Genomic DNA, 16,687 nt, shown 5'->3' with positions numbered 1-16,687 from the left:
GGCCTATTCCCCTTAAATCTTTGAATTCATCATCAGCTACAGGATAACCACTGAATTCAACGACATGAAACGACCCATCGAAAGACTTCCCGCCGCGACCTCCAGCGCAACCCGGGCCTTCGCGCTCACGACGAGCCTGTTGTACGCCTGCGCCGCGCCGGCCGCTTCCTGGACCGCCAGCTGGCAGGCCAGCCCGCAGCCGGTCTGGGCTGAGGACTTCCTGTTTCCCAGCAACGTGCCGGCCGAACTGCACGACCAGACGGTGCGGCAACTGGCGCGAATCAGCCTGGGAGGAACGCGCGTGCGCATCGTCCTGGCAAATACCTATGGAAGGCGCCCGATCCGGATCGGCCGGGCCACCCTGGCCAAACCGGGTTCCGAGCACGCCGCGGTCGCCACCGGCAGCCTGCATGACGTGACCTTTGGCGGACGCCGGACGGCGACCATCGCGCCCGGCGCCACGCTACTCAGCGATCCGGTGGCGATGCCGGTGGCCGCGCTCTCGCAGGTGCTGGTGAGTCTCTACCTGCCGGCCGCCACGCCCATGGAAACCTTCCACTGGGACGGCCGCCAGACGGGCTGGATCGTCGCCGGCGAGCAGACCCAAAGCCACGCATTGCAGCTGGACGCGGCGGACAGCCAGAGCACCAGCGCGCGCCTGCTGTTGACAGGTATCCTGGTCGAAACCGAAACGGCAACGCGGACGCTGGTGACGCTCGGCGACTCGATCACCGACGGAGCCAGCGCCAGCCTCGACCGGAACAGCCGTTGGCCGGACTTCCTCGCCGAACGCCTGGTCCCGCATGGCGTCGCCGTGGTCAATGCGGGGATTTCCGGCGCCCGTCTGCTGAGCGACGGCATGGGCGCGAGCGCGCTGGCACGTCTGGACCGCGACGTACTGGCCCAGCCAGGCGCAAGCAGCATGGTGGTGATGCTCGGCATCAACGACATTGCCTGGCCCGGTACCGCTTTCGCCCGGAATGCCGCACCGCCCACCCTGGAAGCGCTGATCGCCGGCTACCGGCAACTGATCGAACGGGCGCACAACCGGGGTATCCGGGTCGTCGGCGCGACCCTCACGCCGTTCGAGGGCGCACTGCCCGGCACGCCGTTGAGCGATTATTACCATCCCGCCAAGGAAGCCCTGCGCAGGCAGGTTAACGAGTGGATCCGTCATGCCGGCGCCTTCGATGCGGTGATCGACTTCGACGCGGCATTGCGCGATCCGGAGCAGCCGTCGCGGCTCGCCGCGCGCTACGACTCCGGCGACCATCTGCACCCCAGCGACGAAGGCAACCGGGCGATGGCGGCCGCCGTCGACCTCGACGTCCTGCTGGACGAGGTGCCTGACGGCACACCGGCAGAGCCCCGGGCCGATAGCGCAACGAAATGAAAAAAGGCGCCCGAAGGCGCCTTTTTTCGATCACCGCTGACGGTTACTGGTTGTCCAGTGCCGGGCGCTGGCCATTGATGGCGATACGCTTCGGCTTGGCTTCTTCCGGAACCAGCCGGACCAGGTCGATGTTCAGCAGGCCGTTGGCCAGCGAAGCCGCCTTGACCTCGATATGGTCGGCGAGGCGGAACGACAGCTTGAAGGCGCGCTGGGCGATGCCCTGGTGCAGGTAGGTCACGTTGTCCGTGGACTTCTCGCGCTTGCCGCCACTGACGGTCAGCACGCCGCGCTCGACCTGCAGGTCCAGGTCTTCTTCCTGGAAGCCGGCGGCGGCGATAACGATGCGATACTCGTCGTCACCGTGCTTTTCGACGTTGTAGGGCGGGTAGGTACTCCCGGCCTCATTACGCAGGGCCGACTCGAACAGATCGTTGAAGCGATCGAAGCCTACGGAATGACGGAACAGCGGGGCGAGGGAAAAAGCGTTGCTCATTGCGAATCTCCTGAATTATCAGCAAGTACTCTGATGCGGAACCCGTCTTCGGCATCCCGCACGAACTAGATAGGGATCGTCGGAAGTATTTCAAGAGCCTTGAGAACGACCGTTCGTCGTGCTCAGATCGAAACTCATCCTTTCGAGAACCGTCGCCATGGAACGCGCAATCCCGACCTTCCCCTGCCGCGATCTGGACAGCGCCAGCGCCTTCTACCAGTCCCTCGGCTTCCACCTTGGCGCTCGCTATCCGACCTACGCCATCCTCCAGCGCGGCGCCCTGGAGCTGCACCTGTCGCTGTTCGAAGCGCTCGAACCGAAGACCAATTGCAGCGCTGCCTACCTGCGCCTGGAGGACGCCCAGGCGCTGCATCGCCAGGCCGCGGCCCTCGGCCTGGGCAGTCAGGGGATTCCACGCATCACGGCCCTGGAAGACCAACCCTGGGGCATGCGCGAATTCGCCCTGGTCGATCCCGACGGCAACCTGCTGCGGGTCGGCCAGGAGCTCGATGCGACGCCAGAGCAACACCGGGTTCGCCTGGCCAGCGCCGACGACGTCCCCGCGGTGGCCGCCCTCTGGCAAGCCAATGTCCGCGAAGCCGGAGAAACCCTGGATGCCGGCGACCAGCAGGCGATCCAGGCACTGCTCCTGGCCGCCTCGCGCAACCGCTTGCTCTGGCTGGCGGAGGCCCAGCAGCATCCCCGCGGTTTCGTCCTCGCCCACCTGTGGCAGATCGAGGACGGTCAGGCACGGGTGGGAGAGATCGCAGAGCTCTACGTACTGCCGCAGGCCCGCCGCCAGGGCCTGGCCCGGGAACTGGTGGGCAGTGCCGAGGAGGCCCTGCGCTCGCGCGGCGCCGGCCTGATCCGCGCGCAATCGGCCCTTGACGCGCCGCTGTCCAACCTGTTCTGGCAGGGCCTGGGCTGGGACGCCGACTACCTGACCTTCACTCGCTACTGACCTGGGGAGCATCATCATGCGCAACGTCATGCTGATCACCGGAGCCAGCCGCGGCATCGGCGCCGCCACCGCTCTGCTCGCCGCCGAACGCGGCTATGCGGTCGTCCTCAACTATCTGCGCAACCGCGAGGCCGCCGAAGCGCTGCGCCAGCGCATCGAGCGCCAGGGCGGCGAAGCCCTGGCGGTGGCGGCCGACGTAGCCGAGGAAGGCGATGTCGAGCGGCTGTTCGCCTCCATCGACGAACGTTTCGGCCGCCTCGACGTGCTGGTCAACAACGCCGGCATGCTGGAAGCGCAGACGCGCCTGGAAAACATCGACGCGGCGCGCCTGCACAGGGTATTCGCGACCAACGTGACCGGCAGCTTCCTCTGCGCCCGCGAGGCGGTGAAGCGCCTGTCGACCCGCCACGGCGGGCGCGGCGGCAGCATCGTCAACGTGTCCTCGATGGCCTCGCGGCTGGGATCGCCCAACGAATACATCGACTATGCCGCCGCCAAGGGCGCCATCGACAGCATGACCATCGGTCTGGCCAGGGAAGTGGCGGCGGAGGGTATCCGGGTCAACGCGGTGCGGCCCGGACTGATCGATACCGAGATCCACGCCAGCGGCGGCGAGCCCGGCCGTATCGAACGCCTGAAGGGCGGCATACCGCTAGGACGCGGCGGTACGGCGGAGGAAGTCGCGCGGGCGATTCTCTGGCTGGCGTCGGACGAAGCCAGCTACAGCACCGGCACCTTCATCGATGTCAGCGGCGGCCGCTAGGCCTGGTACGCAAGCTAGGCCGCCTGGCTGAACGACACCTGCAACAGCCGGTCGATGGTTTCGCAATCGCTTTCCCGGCGAATCCGTGCGAACAGCTCGACGGCTTCGGGATAGGTGCGGGTGAGCATGCCCAGCCACTGCTTGAGACGGCCCGGGGCATAGCGCGGGGCGAGCTTGCGCCGGGCCTGCAGCCAGAAGTCGCGCAGCAGCGGCAACAGCTCGCTCCAGGGCATCTCGCGGATTTCGCCGCCATCGCGCCAGGCGGCGATCTGCCGAGCCAGGCCAGGACGCGAGACCAGGCCGCGACCGAGCATGATGTCCTCCACCCCGCTGACCTCGCGACAACGCAGGTAGTCGTCGAGCGTCCACACTTCGCCATTGGCGAACACCGGCACGCGCACCGCCTCGGCCACCCGCGCCACCCACTCCCAGTGCGCCGGCGGCCTGTAGCCATCGACCTTGGTCCGGGCATGCACCACTACATGGGCCGAGCCGCCGTCGGCCAGGGCCCGCGCGCAATCCAGGGCGCCGTCGGGACTGTCGTAGCCCAGGCGCATCTTCGAGGTCACCGCAATCTCGCTCGGCACCGCGCGACGCACGGCGGCGACGATGTCGTGCATCAGCTCCGGCTCCTTGAGCAATACCGCGCCGCCGCGCGAGCGGTTCACGGTCTTGGCCGGACAACCGAAGTTCAGGTCGATCACCGGGGCACCCAGCTCACAGGCGAACGCGGCGTTATCCGCCAGGCACGCAGGATCGGAGCCGAGCAACTGCACACGCATCGGCGTCCCGGCGCGGGTCCGGCTGCCGTCGCGCAGCTCCGGCGCCAGCTTGTGGAACGCCGTGGCCGGCAGTAGGCGATCGGTGATGCGGATGAATTCGGTGACGCACCAATCGATGCCGCCGACGCGGGTCAGCACGTCGCGGAGGATTTCATCCACCAGACCTTCCATCGGCGCCAGGGCGATTTGCACGAACCACTACCTCGAAAATGACAGGCGGCGGATTCTAGAGAATCCGCCGCCCGGAACAAAGTGCGAATGCCTGCCGGTCGACGCGCGACGGCTCAGGCCCCGGCGAGCAGAGCCTGGCCGTAGCCGTCGATGAACTCCGCCGGCATCCGCTTCGGCTTGCCGCTGGACAGTTCGATGCAGACGAAGGTGGTCTGCGCCCGCAGCAGCGTGGCGCCATCCGCCGGGCGTACCAACTGGAAGCGCCGGTTCATCCGCAGGCGCTGGTCGGACTCGACGATCCAGGTCGCCAATTGCAGTTCGTCGCCCTCGTAGGCCGCGGCCAGGTAGTCGATCTCGTGGCGCAGCACCGCCATCGCCCGGTCCAGCCGGCGGTACTCGGCCAGGTCCAGGCCCAGCCGCTGCGAGTGGCGCCAGGCGCAGCGCTCCAGCCAACTGACGTAGACGGCGTTGTTCGCGTGGCCGAGCCCGTCGATGTCCTCGGCGAGGACCCTGAGGTCGATCACGAACGGATCGGCGTAGTCCCAATTCATCAATGCTGCTCCAGGCTGCCGGCCAGTTCGCGCGCTTCCCTGGCCAGTTGTGTGATCTGATCCCAGGCCCGCGCCCGGATCAGGCTCGGCGGCGCCAACCAGGTGCCGCCGACACAGGCGACATTGGGCAGGCGGAGGAAATTCAGCAGGTTGTCCAGGTTCACCCCGCCGGTCGGGCAGAAGCGGATGCCGGTGAACGGCCCCTTCAGGCTTTTCAGCATTTTCACGCTGGCAGTGCCATCGGCCGGGAACAGCTTCAGCGAGCGATAACCGTACTCCAGCGCCAGCAACACTTCCGAAGGCGTCATCACCCCGGGTAGGTATGGCAAGCCGGCATCCTCCGCGGCGGCGGCAAGACGCGGCGTGCATCCGGGGCTGACGGCGAACTGTGCGCCTGCGTCGCGCGCCTCGAGAAACTGCTCGGTGTGGATCAGGGTACCCGCCCCCAGCAGGACCTCGGGCACCTCGCGATGGATGGCGGCGATCGCGTCCAGCGCCTGCGGCGTGCGCAGCGTCACTTCCAGCACCGTGACGCCGCCCGCATACAACGCGCGCGCCAGGTCGGGCGCCAGCGCCACGTCCTCGATCACCAGCACCGGCAATACCGGGCTGGCCTGCTGCAGGACCCGATCCAGCGGCAATGTCATGGGCACTCCTCGATTCGAAACGGTTCGCCCCGCCGGATCGCTCCGCGCGGGCCACAGCGCTTTTTACCGAAGAACCGAGGTCAGGACAACGACAACCCCTCTGCTACGCGCCTCAGGAAGCGCTCGCCGTCTTTTCCACGCGCCGGCAAGCGCGCATCGCCGGGCGCTCCTCGAGCAGCGCCAGCAGCGACTCGCTCAGCCTGCGCTCGCCGAGCAGTCGGTGGTGGCCGCCGCCCGGCAGACGCAGCAAGCGACTGGCCGGCCAGGCGGCATGGATGCGCTCGGCATTTTCCACCGCTACGCGCGTGTCGTCGTCGGCATGCACCACCAGCCCGGGCATTTCCAGACGGTAACGCGCCACATCCAGGCACGCCGCGGATATGCCAGCCTGACGCTCGACCAGGCGGATGAAATGCGAGCGAGCCAGGGCCGGCAAACCGACGAAACGAGCGAACAGGCGCAACTGTTCGAGAATCCGCGACGGCGCCGAGACCGTCACCAGCGCTTCGCTGCGCAGCCCCATCTGGGCCGCCAGCAACGCCGCCGCGCCACCCAGGGAATGACCGACCACCGCACGCAGCGGCGGCAACTCGCCAGCGGCCTCCAGCAAGGCATGGGCGAACAGCACCACGTTCGCCTCCCTGCCCGGCGAGCGGCCATGGGCCGGCGCATCGAGGGCATACACCGAATAACCCGCGCCGACCAGTTGCTCGATCAGATGGGCGAACTGTGTCGGCCTGCCGGCCCAGCCATGCAGCAGCAGGACTGCCGGCCCCTCGCCCCAGCGCAACACCGACAGCCCGAAGCGCAGAGTGACGCGCTCCGAACTGGCCAGCAGCGGCAGCTCCCAATCCTTCGGCGGCCACTCTCCAGGCACCATGAACGTCCGACGCATACGCTCGGCCGTCCAACGCGGCGCGATGCGGCCGATCGTCCCGTTGAAACCGCGAATCCAGGTCAGGCTGCTCATCTCGCACCTCCTCAGTTCACCGCCTGCTTGGCGGCACGCAGAACCCGGTCGGACAGCTCCCCCGGCCCCAATGCCCGGGCCAGCGCCAAACCGCCAATCATCAACACCAGGTCGGCCAGGGCGACGTCGGTTTCCTCGGGACTTTCCGCCAGGCTGGCGACCATGATCTCGACATGTCTGCTCAAGACCTCGCGAAACCCCTCCGGCAGGCGCGCCACCTCGGCTAGGGTCGCCGGCAGCGGACAACCGGCGTCGACCTGTGCGTCCCGATGCTTGCGCGACAGGTAGAAGGCGGCCGCCAAGGCACGACGCTCCTTTCCCGACAATCCGGGATCGAGTTCGCCGAGCAGTTCGCGGCGCTTGCCGAGCAATTGCTCGAACGCCTCGAGCATCAGCGCATCCTTGCTCTGGAAGTGGGCATAGAAGCCGCCGACGGTGAGCCCCGCCGCGCCCATCACTTCCCCGACGCTAGGTTCGACGGCGCCCCGCTCGAGCAGGGCCTGGGTGGCGGCACCGAGGATGCGGGCACGGGTCTGGGTTTTCTTGTCGCTCATGACGATCTCCGAAAATATTATGGATGAAATATTATATGCATAATAAAAATCGGCAAGCGTACGGCCGGGCCGTCTGTCAGGAAATTCGAAAAGGGAAAAAACAAAAGGGCCATTCCAATTCGGAATGGCCCTATAGAGCCCCGCAGAGCGGGAAAAAGTGGCGTCCCCTAGGGGACTCGAACCCCTGTTACCGCCGTGAAAGGGCGGTGTCCTAGGCCACTAGACGAAGGGGACAATGAAACCTTCGAAAAGTAAGGCCAGCGATGCTGGCCTTGGAATGTGGTGGAGCTAGACGGGATCGAACCGTCGACCTCTTGCATGCCATGCAAGCGCTCTCCCAGCTGAGCTATAGCCCCGAATTCGCCATCAGGCGGGCGATCTTCCGATCGCTTCGACAACCTTCCGGTCGTCGACACGTTCATCCATTGCTGGGACGGATGAACATGAAGTGGCGTCCCCTAGGGGACTCGAACCCCTGTTACCGCCGTGAAAGGGCGGTGTCCTAGGCCACTAGACGAAGGGGACGAAACCTTCGTAGGAATCCGCAAAACCAACCGCGTATTCCCGGCAATTTGGTGGAGCTAGACGGGATCGAACCGTCGACCTCTTGCATGCCATGCAAGCGCTCTCCCAGCTGAGCTATAGCCCCAAAGTACCGCTTGATCGCTTCACTTCGTTGAGTTCGTCGTGAAGACGGGGCGCATACTAAGGGCGAGGCTTGAGGCTGTCAACATTATTTTTCATCGAAACCTAAAAAATTTTACCGGAAGAACAATCACTTACCTCCCCTCCCCCAAAAACGAGGCCCGCAACTGGGCAGGCCTCGTCATCGACTGTGGGAGAAAGCCGGTCAGCCGGGAATGGCGTCGCGGATCTTCTCCCACTCCTTGGTTTCCTTTTTCGACGCCCCGCCCAGCAGCTCCAGGGCCTGGCGCAAGCGATAACGCGACAGGTCGGCGCCAAGGATCTCCATGGCGTCCAGCACCGAAACCGAGCTGGCATGCCCGGTGATGGCCGGGAACATCAGCGGCATCACGTCGCGCAGCTTGAGCTGGAGGTGCTCGGCGACAGCCTGGATGCAGCCGGTGATGCGTTCCTTCTCCCACTGGCGCAGGGATTCGAGTTTCCACAGCACCAGTTGCAGGACCTGGCGGACCTGGGTCGGATCGAGCTTCTTGTGTTCGAACAGCGAAGCGTCCAGCGGCACCCCGCCGCTGAAGAAGAATCCGGCCAGCGGCGCGATCTGGCTGAAGTTCTCCACCCGTCCCTGCACGTGCGGAGCGATCTTCATCAGGTATTCGGGATTCAACGCCCACTTCTGCACCTCACGGGCGAACTCCTCCACGGACTGCTCGCGGATCCACTGCCCGTTCAGCCAGGAGAGCTTCTCCAGGTCGAAGATCGGTCCGCCCAGGGAGACGCGCGACAGGTCGAAATGCTCGATCATCTCGGCGAGGGTGAATTTCTCGCGCTCGTCCGGCATCGACCAGCCCATCCGCCCGAGGTAGTTGAGCAGCGCCTGCGGCAGGTAGCCCATGCGCTCGTAGAAGGTGATAGAGGTCGGATTCTTGCGCTTGGACAGCTTGCTCTTGTCCGGGTTGCGCAGCAGTGGCATGTAGCACAGCTGCGGCTGCTCCCAGCCGAAATACTCGTAGAGCTTGATCAGCTTGGGCGCCGACGGCAGCCACTCTTCGCCGCGCAGGACGTGGGTGATGCCCATCAGGTGGTCGTCGACCACGTTGGCGAGGAAGTAGGTGGGCAGGCCGTCGGCCTTCATCAGCACCTGCATGTCCATGCGATCCCACGGAATCTCGACATCGCCGCGGAGCATGTCCGGCACCACGCAGACGCCCTCGGTCGGCACCTTCATGCGGGTGACGTGGGACTCGCCGGCGGCGAGGCGGCGCTGCACCTCATCCTTCGGCAGGTGCATGCAGTGGCCGTCGTAGCGCGGGGTTTCCTTACGCGCCATCTGCTCGGCGCGAACCGCATCGAGGCGCTCGGGCGTGCAGAAGCAGGTGAAGGCATGGCCCTTCTCGACCAGTTCGTCCGAATACTTCTTGTAGATATGCCCGCGCTCGCTCTGCCGGTACGGGCCATGCGGGCCGCCGACGTCCGGGCCCTCGTCCCATTCGATGCCGAGCCAGCGCAGGGCGTCGTAGATCTGCTGCTCGGACTCCCGCGTCGAACGCAGCTGGTCGGTGTCCTCGATGCGCAGGATGAACTGACCGCCGTGCTGACGCGCGAAGCACAGGTTAAACAGCGCGATGTATGCGGTACCGACGTGCGGGTCGCCCGTCGGCGACGGGGCGATGCGAGTACGAACAGTGGTCATGGAGACTCTCTTGCCAAGCGGAAGTTAAAACGGAAATTCAGGGGCGCGATGTTATCAGGCGGGCCGCCTCCGGCTCCAGTAAACGACCGGTGTCGGCCGGCAGGCGGCTGATCAGGAAATCGAGGAAGGCCTTGACCTTCATCGCCTGGAAACGCCGCGAAGGATAGACCGCATACAGTTCGCCGACCGGCAACGGCACGTCCGCCAGCAAACGCACCAGACGCCCGCTGTGCACGCTCTCCGCACAGATCAGCGCCGGTAGCGCGGCAATGCCGGCACCGGCGACCACCGCCTCGCGGGCGAAGGTGATGTTGTTGCAGGACAGCACCCGCTGGCAGGGCAGGCTGTCTCCGGAAAGCGGCCAGTAGCGCTGGGAGTCGGTGGACAGAAGGACCGCGCGATGCCCGGCAAGCTCGGCCACCGATGTCGGCGTGCCGTGCGCCGCCAGGTAGTCGGGGCTGGCGCAGAGCCAGCGGCTGGTAGAGAGCAGGCGACGGGCCACCAGGGTGGAATCCTCCGGCTGGCCGACCATGATCACGATGTCGACGCCCTCCTGCAGCGGATCGACGCTGCGCGAGGCCAGCTCGACCTCGGCGGTGATCTGCGGGTACTGACGCATGAAGTCGCCCAGCAGGCTGGCGAGGAACATCTGGCCGAACTCTATCGGCGAGGTGATCCGCAGCAATCCCGACGGCGCCTGCTGCAACTGCATGACCGCCTGCTCGGCCTCGGCGAAATCGTGCATGATCTGCCGGCAGCGCTCGTAGTAGGCCTGCCCTACTTCGGTCAGGCGCAACTTGCGGGTGGTGCGATTGAGCAGGCGCACGCCCAGGCGCTCCTCCAGCAGGGCGATGCGCCGGCTCACCGTGGACTTCTGCATGCCCAGGCTCTGCGCGGCCTGGGTGAAGCTGTGGTACTCCACCACGCGGGTGAAGATCAGCGCATCATCAAGCCCCATTATTGTTCCCTATAAGCAACAAAGAGTCTGAAGTGTAGCGCCTATAACGTCCGGCGGAACACTGCTAGATTGGCCGAATTTTGCCGACGGAACACTCCACCCATGCCCGCCCAACTCAAACGTCGCCTGACCGTCTTCCTGGTGGCCGTCGGCCTGATCGCCCTGGCCTTCTTCCTGCACTGGTGGTTCATCGGCCGCCACGTGGAAAGCACCGACAACGCCTACGTCCAGGGCGAGATCACGCGGGTGGCCAGCCAGCTGGGCGCGCGGGTCGAGGAAGTCCTGGTGCGCGACAACCAGCACGTGGACAAGGGGCAGCTACTGGTACGCCTGGAAGACGCCGACTTCAAGCTCGCCGTCGAGCGCGCCCAGGCCGCGCTGGCCACCCGCGAGGCGGAACTGGCCCAGGCGCGCAGCAAGCTGGTGCAGCAGGGCAGCCTGATCGCCGCCAGCGCCGCCGACGTCAACGCCAGCCAGGCAACCCTCGGCCGCGCACAGATCGACCTGAACCGCGCCGAAGCCCTGCGCAAGCCCGGCTACGTTTCCGAGGAACGGGTCACCACCCTCACCGCCGACAACCACGTGGCCCGCTCGCAACTGGCCAAGGCCCGCGCCGACCTCGAGGCACAACGCGTCCAGCGCGACACCCTGGGCGCCGAGATCAAGCGCCTGGAAGCGCAGATCGCCAGCGCCCGAACCGAACTGGCGCAAGCCGAAATCAACCTGTCACGCACCCTGATCCATTCGCCGATCAACGGCCTGGTCGGCCAGCGCAGCGCACGCAACGGCCAGTACGTGCAGGTTGGTACCCATTTGCTGTCACTGGTGCCGGACGAAGACATCTGGGTCCAGGCCAACTTCAAGGAGACCCAGGTCGGCCGCATGCGCGACGGGCAGAAGGCGCGCCTGACCTTCGACGCCTTCCCCGACACGCCTATCGACGGCCGCATCGATAGCCTGTTCGCCGCTTCCGGCGCGCAGTTCAGCCTGCTGCCACCGGACAACGCCACCGGAAACTTCACCAAGGTGGTGCAACGCATCCCGGTGAAGATCGTGTTCGAGGCCGACAACCCGTTGCATGGCCGCATCCGCCCCGGCATGTCCGTCGAAGCCGAGGTCGAGCTCCGTGACCGCTGAGGCGCTGGCCCGGCCGCTTGGCGAACCGACCCGGCGCGACTGGATCGCGGTGCTCAGCGCCATGCTCGGCGCATTCATGGCGGTGCTCGACATCCAGATCACCAACTCCTCGCTGAAGGACATCCAGGGCGCGCTGGCGGCGACCCTCGAAGAAGGCTCGTGGATCTCCACCTCCTATCTGGTGGCGGAGATCATCATGATCCCGATGACCGCCTGGCTGGTGCAGCTGCTCTCGGCACGGCGCCTGGCGGTGATGATCTCGGTGGGCTTCCTGGTGTCCTCGCTGCTCTGCTCGTTCGCCTGGAACCTGGAAAGCATGATCGTGTTCCGCGCCATGCAGGGTTTCACCGGCGGCGCGCTGATTCCGCTGGCGTTCACCCTGGCCCTGGTCAAGTTGCCGGAACACCACCGTCCGAAGGGCATGGCGCTGTTCGCCATCACCGCCACCTTCGCGCCCTCCATCGGACCGACCCTGGGAGGCTGGCTGACGGAAAACTTCGGCTGGGAATACATCTTCTATATCAACGTGCCGCCGGGCCTGTTGATGATCGCCGGGCTGCTCTACGGCCTGGAGAAAAAGGCGCCGCACTGGGAACTGCTGAAGAGTACCGACTACGCCGGCATCGTCACCCTCGGCATCGGCCTGGGCTGCCTGCAGGTCTTCCTCGAGGAAGGTCACCGCAAGGACTGGCTGGAGTCGCAACTGATCGTCAGCCTCGGCAGCGTCGCCCTGTTCAGCCTGGTCCTGTTCGTCATCCTGCAGCTGTCGCGGCCGAACCCGCTGATCGATCTGGGCATCCTGCGCAACCGCAACTTCGGCCTCGCGAGCATTTCCAGCATCGGTCTGGGCATGGGCCTGTACGGCTCGATCTACGTACTGCCGCTGTACCTAGCGCAAATCCAGGGCTACAACGCCATGCAGATCGGCGAGGTGATCATGTGGATGGGCATTCCCCAGCTGTTCCTGATCCCGCTGGTCCCGAAGTTGATGAAGCTGGTCTCGCCGCGCCTGCTCTGCGCCGCCGGCTTCGGCCTGTTCGGCCTTGCCAGCTTCTTCTCCGGAGTGCTCAACCCGGACTTCGCCGGACCGCAGTTCAACCAGATCCAGCTACTGCGCGCCCTCGGCCAGCCGATGATCATGGTGACCATTTCGCTGATCGCCACCGCCTACCTGCAGCCACAGGATGCCGGCTCGGCCTCGAGCCTGTTCAACATCCTGCGCAACCTCGGAGGCGCCATCGGCATCGCCCTGCTCGCGACCCTGCTCGACAGTCGCGCCAAGGTGTACTTCGACTATCTGCGCGAAGCCCTGGTGCCGACCAACCCGCAGGTCGACGAACGCCTCGCGCAACTCGCCGCGCAACTGGGCAGCCAGCAGGCGGCGCTGGGCAAACTCAGCGAGATCACCCACCAGCAGGCGATGATCATGGCCTACAACGATGCTTTCCATGTCATCGGCATGGTGCTCGCAGTGAGCATGCTCGCGGTGCTGCTGACCCGCTCGCTGCCGGCCGGCATCGGCGCCCGCGCCGACGCCGGGGCTCACTGAGGTTCAGACGTTGACCAGGCGCTCGCGCAGCGTCTGGATCTCGTCGCGCAGTTGCGCCGCCGCCTCGAACTCCAGGTCGCGGGCCAACTGGTACATCTTTTCCTCCAGTTGGCGGATGCGCTTGCTGATCTCGCTCGGCGAGCGCAGTTCGTTCTCGTAGCGCCCGCTCTCCTCCGCCACCTTGGCCACGCCCTTGCGCTTGCCGCGCGCGCCGGGCACCACGGCGCCTTCGAGAATGTCCTTGATGTCCTTGCGCACCCCCTTGGGCACGATGCCATGGGCTTCGTTGAAAGCGATCTGCTTGGCCCGACGCCGCTCGGTCTCGTCGATCGCACGCTGCATCGAGCCGGTGACGTTGTCGGCGTAGAGGATCGCCTTGCCGTGCAGGTTGCGCGCGGCACGACCGATGGTCTGGATCAGCGAGCGCTCCGAGCGCAGGAAGCCTTCCTTGTCCGCGTCGAGGATCGCCACCAGCGACACCTCGGGCATGTCCAGGCCTTCGCGCAGCAGGTTGATCCCCACCAGCACGTCGAACGCACCGGCGCGCAGGTCGCGGATGATCTCCACTCGCTCGACGGTATCGATGTCCGAGTGCAAGTAGCGCACCCGCACGTCGTGATCGCCGAGATAATCGGTGAGGTCCTCGGCCATGCGCTTGGTCAGGGTAGTCACCAGCACCCGCTCGTCCTTGGCCACACGCTGGCGGATCTGCGAGAGCAGGTCATCCACCTGGGTCATCGCCGGACGTACCTCGATCTCCGGATCGACCAGCCCGGTGGGACGCACCACCTGCTCGATGACCCGCCCGGCATGCTCCGCCTCGTAGGGGCCCGGGGTGGCGGAGACGAAGATGGTCTGCGGACTCACCGCCTCCCACTCTTCGAAGCGCAGCGGCCGGTTGTCCAGCGCCGAAGGCAGGCGGAAACCGTATTCCACCAGGGTCTCCTTGCGCGAGCGGTCGCCCTTGAACATCGCACCGACCTGCGGAACGCTGACGTGCGATTCGTCGATAACCAGCAGCGAGTTGGCCGGCAGGTAGTCGTAGAGCGTCGGCGGCGGCTCGCCGGGGGCCCGCCCGGAAAGATAGCGCGAGTAGTTCTCGATGCCGTTGCAGTAGCCCAGCTCGAGGATCATCTCCAGGTCGAAACGGGTGCGCTGCTCCAGGCGCTGCGCTTCCACCAGCTTGTTGTTGTTGCGCAGGTAGTCCAGGCGTTCCTTGAGTTCGGCCTTGATCTGGTCGACCGCCTCCAGCAGCGTCTCGCGCGGGGTCACGTAGTGGCTCTTGGGGTAGAAGGTGAAACGCGGCAGCTTGCGGATCACCTCGCCGGTGAGCGGATCGAAGGCCGAGAGGCTTTCCACCTCGTCGTCGAACAACTCGACACGAATCGCCTCGAGATCGGATTCGGCCGGGAAGATGTCGATCACATCGCCACGCACACGGAAAGTCGCACGGGCGAAATCCATGTCGTTGCGGGTGTACTGCAGGCTGGTCAGTCGCCGCAGCAGTTCGCGCTGGTCGATGCGGTCGCCGCGGTCCAGGTGCAGGACCATCTTCAGGTAGGACGCGGGATCACCGAGGCCGTAGATGGACGACACGGTGGCGACGATGATCGCATCCGGACGCTCGAGCAGCGCCTTGGTCGCCGACAGGCGCATCTGCTCGATATGGTCGTTGATCGAGGAGTCCTTCTCGATATAGGTATCGGAAGACGGGACGTAGGCCTCCGGCTGGTAGTAGTCGTAGTAGGAAACGAAGTACTCCACGGAATTGTGCGGGAAGAACGTCTTGAACTCCCCGTAGAGCTGGGCCGCCAGGGTCTTGTTCGGCGCCAGGACCAGGGTCGGGCGCTGCACCTGGGCAATCACGTTGGCGATGCTGAAAGTCTTGCCAGAGCCCGTCACCCCCAGCAGGGTCTGGTGCGAAAGCCCCGCCTCCAGCCCCTCGACCATCTGCCGGATGGCTTCCGGTTGGTCGCCGGCGGGCTTGAAGCGCGAGTCGAGTTGGAACGTATCCATGAAAAACCTCGCAGGGAGCTGTGACGCCAAGGAAAATCCGGCGTCAGAAATAGCTGAAAGCATGCACCTAAATGTCGCCGCATGCATCAAGGGGTGTCTATAATAACCCCCCGTTTGCGCAACCCTTTGCGCCCCCGCATAACGGGTTGCGTTGCCCTCCTCTCTTCACACTCCGAGCAGCCGCAAAATGAGTCTGTTTTCTGCCGTCGAAATGGCACCGCGTGATCCCATCCTTGGCCTGAACGAAGCCTTCAACGCCGATACCCGTCCGGGCAAGATCAACCTGGGCGTGGGCGTGTACTACAACGAGGAGGGGCGCATTCCGCTGTTGCGTGCCGTGCAGGCTGCCGAGAAGGCCCGCATCGAGGCCCACGCGCCGCGCGGCTACCTGCCGATCGAAGGGATCGCCGCCTACGACCAGGGCGTACAGAAACTGCTGTTCGGTAACGAGTCCGAGCTGCTGGCCGCCGGCCGTGTGGTCACGACCCAGGCCGTCGGCGGCACCGGCGCGCTCAAGCTCGGCGCCGACTTCCTCAAGCGCCTGCTGCCCGACGCCACCGTGGCCATCAGCGACCCGAGCTGGGAAAACCACCGCGCACTGTTCGAAGCCGCCGGCTTCCCGGTGCAGAACTACCGCTATTACGACGCCGCCAGCAATGGCGTGAACCGCGCCGGCCTGCTGGAAGACCTGAATGCCCTGCCGGCCCGCTCGATCGTGGTTCTGCACGCCTGCTGCCATAATCCGACCGGCGTCGATCTCGAGCTGGACGACTGGAAACAGGTGCTGGACGTGCTCAAGGCCAAGGGCCACGTGCCGTTCCTCGACATCGCCTACCAGGGCTTCGGCAACGGCATCGAGGAAGACGCCGCCGCGGTGCGCCTGTTCGCCCAGTCGGGCCTGAGCTTCTTCGTTTCCAGCTCGTTCTCCAAATCCTTCTCGCTCTATGGCGAACGCGTCGGCGCCCTCTCGATCGTAACCGAAAGCCGCGATGAATCGGCCCGCGTGCTGTCCCAGGTGAAGCGAGTGATCCGCACCAACTATTCGAACCCACCGACCCACGGCGCCAGCGTCGTCTCCTCCGTGCTCAACAGCCCGGAACTGCGGGCCCTCTGGGAGCAGGAACTGGGCGAGATGCGCGACCGCATCCGCGACATGCGCCTGGCGATGGTCGAGCAACTGGCAGCCCACGGCGCCAAGCGCGACTTCAGCTTCGTCGGTCGCCAACGTGGCATGTTCTCCTATTCCGGCCTGACCGCCGACCAGGTCGAGCGCCTGAAGACCGAGTTCGGTATCTACGCCGTCAGCACCGGCCGTATCTGCGTCGCCGCGCTGAACAAATCGAACCTGGAGACCATCACCAAGGCCATCGTCCAGGTCCTGTAGGGAAAATGGGGAAGTCATCGGGA

General features: G+C 65.6%; 15 protein-coding genes and 4 tRNA genes. 6 read left to right on the top strand and 13 right to left on the bottom strand.

Annotated elements, in window-relative coordinates; translation table 11 throughout:
* The first annotated feature begins 64 nt into the window (after positions 1-64).
* Positions 65-1,393 (top strand): SGNH/GDSL hydrolase family protein, encoded by a 1,329-nt coding sequence (locus tag ACM0M4_RS10315; RefSeq protein ID WP_004350966.1) that lies wholly within the window; start codon positions 65-67, stop codon positions 1,391-1,393.
* Between the two features lie 43 nt (positions 1,394-1,436).
* Here the strand turns inward: ACM0M4_RS10315 and ACM0M4_RS10310 are convergent, their stop codons facing one another.
* A complete protein-coding gene (locus tag ACM0M4_RS10310; protein WP_003091405.1) occupies positions 1,437-1,886 on the bottom strand; it encodes an Hsp20 family protein in 450 nt (149 codons plus the stop codon).
* A 157-nt stretch (positions 1,887-2,043) separates the two neighbouring features.
* On the opposite strand from ACM0M4_RS10310, the gene ACM0M4_RS10305 reads away from it, so the two are divergent.
* Both ACM0M4_RS10305 and ACM0M4_RS10300 read left to right on the top strand, forming a co-directional pair.
* Positions 2,044-2,847, top strand: coding sequence for a GNAT family N-acetyltransferase (locus ACM0M4_RS10305; RefSeq protein WP_003115021.1), 804 nt, complete (start codon positions 2,044-2,046; stop codon positions 2,845-2,847).
* A 16-nt stretch (positions 2,848-2,863) separates the two neighbouring features.
* Positions 2,864-3,610, top strand: coding sequence for an SDR family oxidoreductase (locus tag ACM0M4_RS10300; protein ID WP_003115022.1), 747 nt, complete (start codon positions 2,864-2,866; stop codon positions 3,608-3,610).
* Positions 3,611-3,624: 14 nt separating this feature from the next.
* Here ACM0M4_RS10300 and ACM0M4_RS10295 read toward each other — a convergent pair whose 3' ends face one another.
* From ACM0M4_RS10295 to ACM0M4_RS10245, 11 genes are all read right to left on the bottom strand, one after another.
* Positions 3,625-4,584: a tRNA dihydrouridine(16) synthase DusC gene (locus ACM0M4_RS10295; RefSeq protein ID WP_003104220.1), complete on the bottom strand. Its 960-nt coding sequence runs from the start codon at positions 4,582-4,584 to the stop codon at positions 3,625-3,627.
* A gap of 92 nt (positions 4,585-4,676) precedes the next feature.
* On the bottom strand, positions 4,677-5,114 hold the full coding sequence (locus tag ACM0M4_RS10290; RefSeq protein ID WP_003107647.1) for an acyl-CoA thioesterase: 438 nt from the start codon (positions 5,112-5,114) through the stop codon (positions 4,677-4,679).
* Positions 5,114-5,761 carry a bifunctional 4-hydroxy-2-oxoglutarate aldolase/2-dehydro-3-deoxy-phosphogluconate aldolase gene (locus tag ACM0M4_RS10285; RefSeq protein WP_003115023.1) on the bottom strand — a complete coding sequence of 216 codons (648 nt, stop codon included), beginning with the start codon at positions 5,759-5,761 and terminating at the stop codon, positions 5,114-5,116. The genes ACM0M4_RS10290 and ACM0M4_RS10285 overlap by 1 nt, the downstream gene beginning before the upstream one ends.
* A gap of 112 nt (positions 5,762-5,873) precedes the next feature.
* A complete protein-coding gene (locus ACM0M4_RS10280; protein ID WP_003115024.1) occupies positions 5,874-6,731 on the bottom strand; it encodes an alpha/beta fold hydrolase in 858 nt (285 codons plus the stop codon).
* Positions 6,732-6,742: 11 nt separating this feature from the next.
* Positions 6,743-7,285, bottom strand: a complete 543-nt coding sequence (locus ACM0M4_RS10275) for a TetR/AcrR family transcriptional regulator (RefSeq protein ID WP_003091415.1) — start codon at positions 7,283-7,285, stop codon at positions 6,743-6,745.
* Positions 7,286-7,443: 158 nt separating this feature from the next.
* Positions 7,444-7,519: transfer RNA gene (locus ACM0M4_RS10270), tRNA-Glu, on the bottom strand.
* 46 nt (positions 7,520-7,565) lie between these two features.
* Positions 7,566-7,641 (bottom strand) — tRNA-Ala (locus ACM0M4_RS10265).
* Positions 7,642-7,734: 93 nt separating this feature from the next.
* Positions 7,735-7,810: transfer RNA gene (locus ACM0M4_RS10260), tRNA-Glu, on the bottom strand.
* A 48-nt stretch (positions 7,811-7,858) separates the two neighbouring features.
* Positions 7,859-7,934 (bottom strand) — tRNA-Ala (locus ACM0M4_RS10255).
* A gap of 201 nt (positions 7,935-8,135) precedes the next feature.
* Complete coding sequence (gltX, locus tag ACM0M4_RS10250) at positions 8,136-9,620, bottom strand: glutamate--tRNA ligase (protein ID WP_003104596.1); 1,485 nt, start codon at positions 9,618-9,620, stop codon at positions 8,136-8,138.
* Positions 9,621-9,657: 37 nt separating this feature from the next.
* Positions 9,658-10,578 (bottom strand): LysR family transcriptional regulator, encoded by a 921-nt coding sequence (locus ACM0M4_RS10245; RefSeq protein ID WP_003091419.1) that lies wholly within the window; start codon positions 10,576-10,578, stop codon positions 9,658-9,660.
* Positions 10,579-10,680: 102 nt separating this feature from the next.
* On the opposite strand from ACM0M4_RS10245, the gene ACM0M4_RS10240 reads away from it, so the two are divergent.
* Together ACM0M4_RS10240 and ACM0M4_RS10235 are read left to right on the top strand one after the other, a co-directional pair.
* Positions 10,681-11,715, top strand: a complete 1,035-nt coding sequence (locus tag ACM0M4_RS10240) for an HlyD family secretion protein (RefSeq protein WP_003091421.1) — start codon at positions 10,681-10,683, stop codon at positions 11,713-11,715.
* A gap of 49 nt (positions 11,716-11,764) precedes the next feature.
* Complete coding sequence (locus tag ACM0M4_RS10235) at positions 11,765-13,264, top strand: MDR family MFS transporter (RefSeq protein ID WP_003130539.1); 1,500 nt, start codon at positions 11,765-11,767, stop codon at positions 13,262-13,264.
* A gap of 3 nt (positions 13,265-13,267) precedes the next feature.
* Here the strand turns inward: ACM0M4_RS10235 and uvrB are convergent, their stop codons facing one another.
* Positions 13,268-15,280: an excinuclease ABC subunit UvrB gene (gene uvrB / locus ACM0M4_RS10230; protein ID WP_003104590.1), complete on the bottom strand. Its 2,013-nt coding sequence runs from the start codon at positions 15,278-15,280 to the stop codon at positions 13,268-13,270.
* 187 nt (positions 15,281-15,467) lie between these two features.
* Here uvrB and ACM0M4_RS10225 point away from each other — a divergent pair, with 187 nt between their 5' ends.
* Entirely contained in the window at positions 15,468-16,664 is a 1,197-nt protein-coding gene (locus ACM0M4_RS10225; protein ID WP_003104588.1) for an amino acid aminotransferase, read from the top strand.
* Positions 16,665-16,687: the final 23 nt, after the last annotated feature.

Source organism: Pseudomonas sp. 18-147, from assembly GCF_051048045.1.
In the GTDB taxonomy this organism is placed as follows: Bacteria; Pseudomonadota; Gammaproteobacteria; order Pseudomonadales; family Pseudomonadaceae; genus Pseudomonas; species Pseudomonas aeruginosa.
Note: the sequence above shows the minus strand (reverse complement) of the source record. Positions and strands in the feature narration are given on the sequence as shown.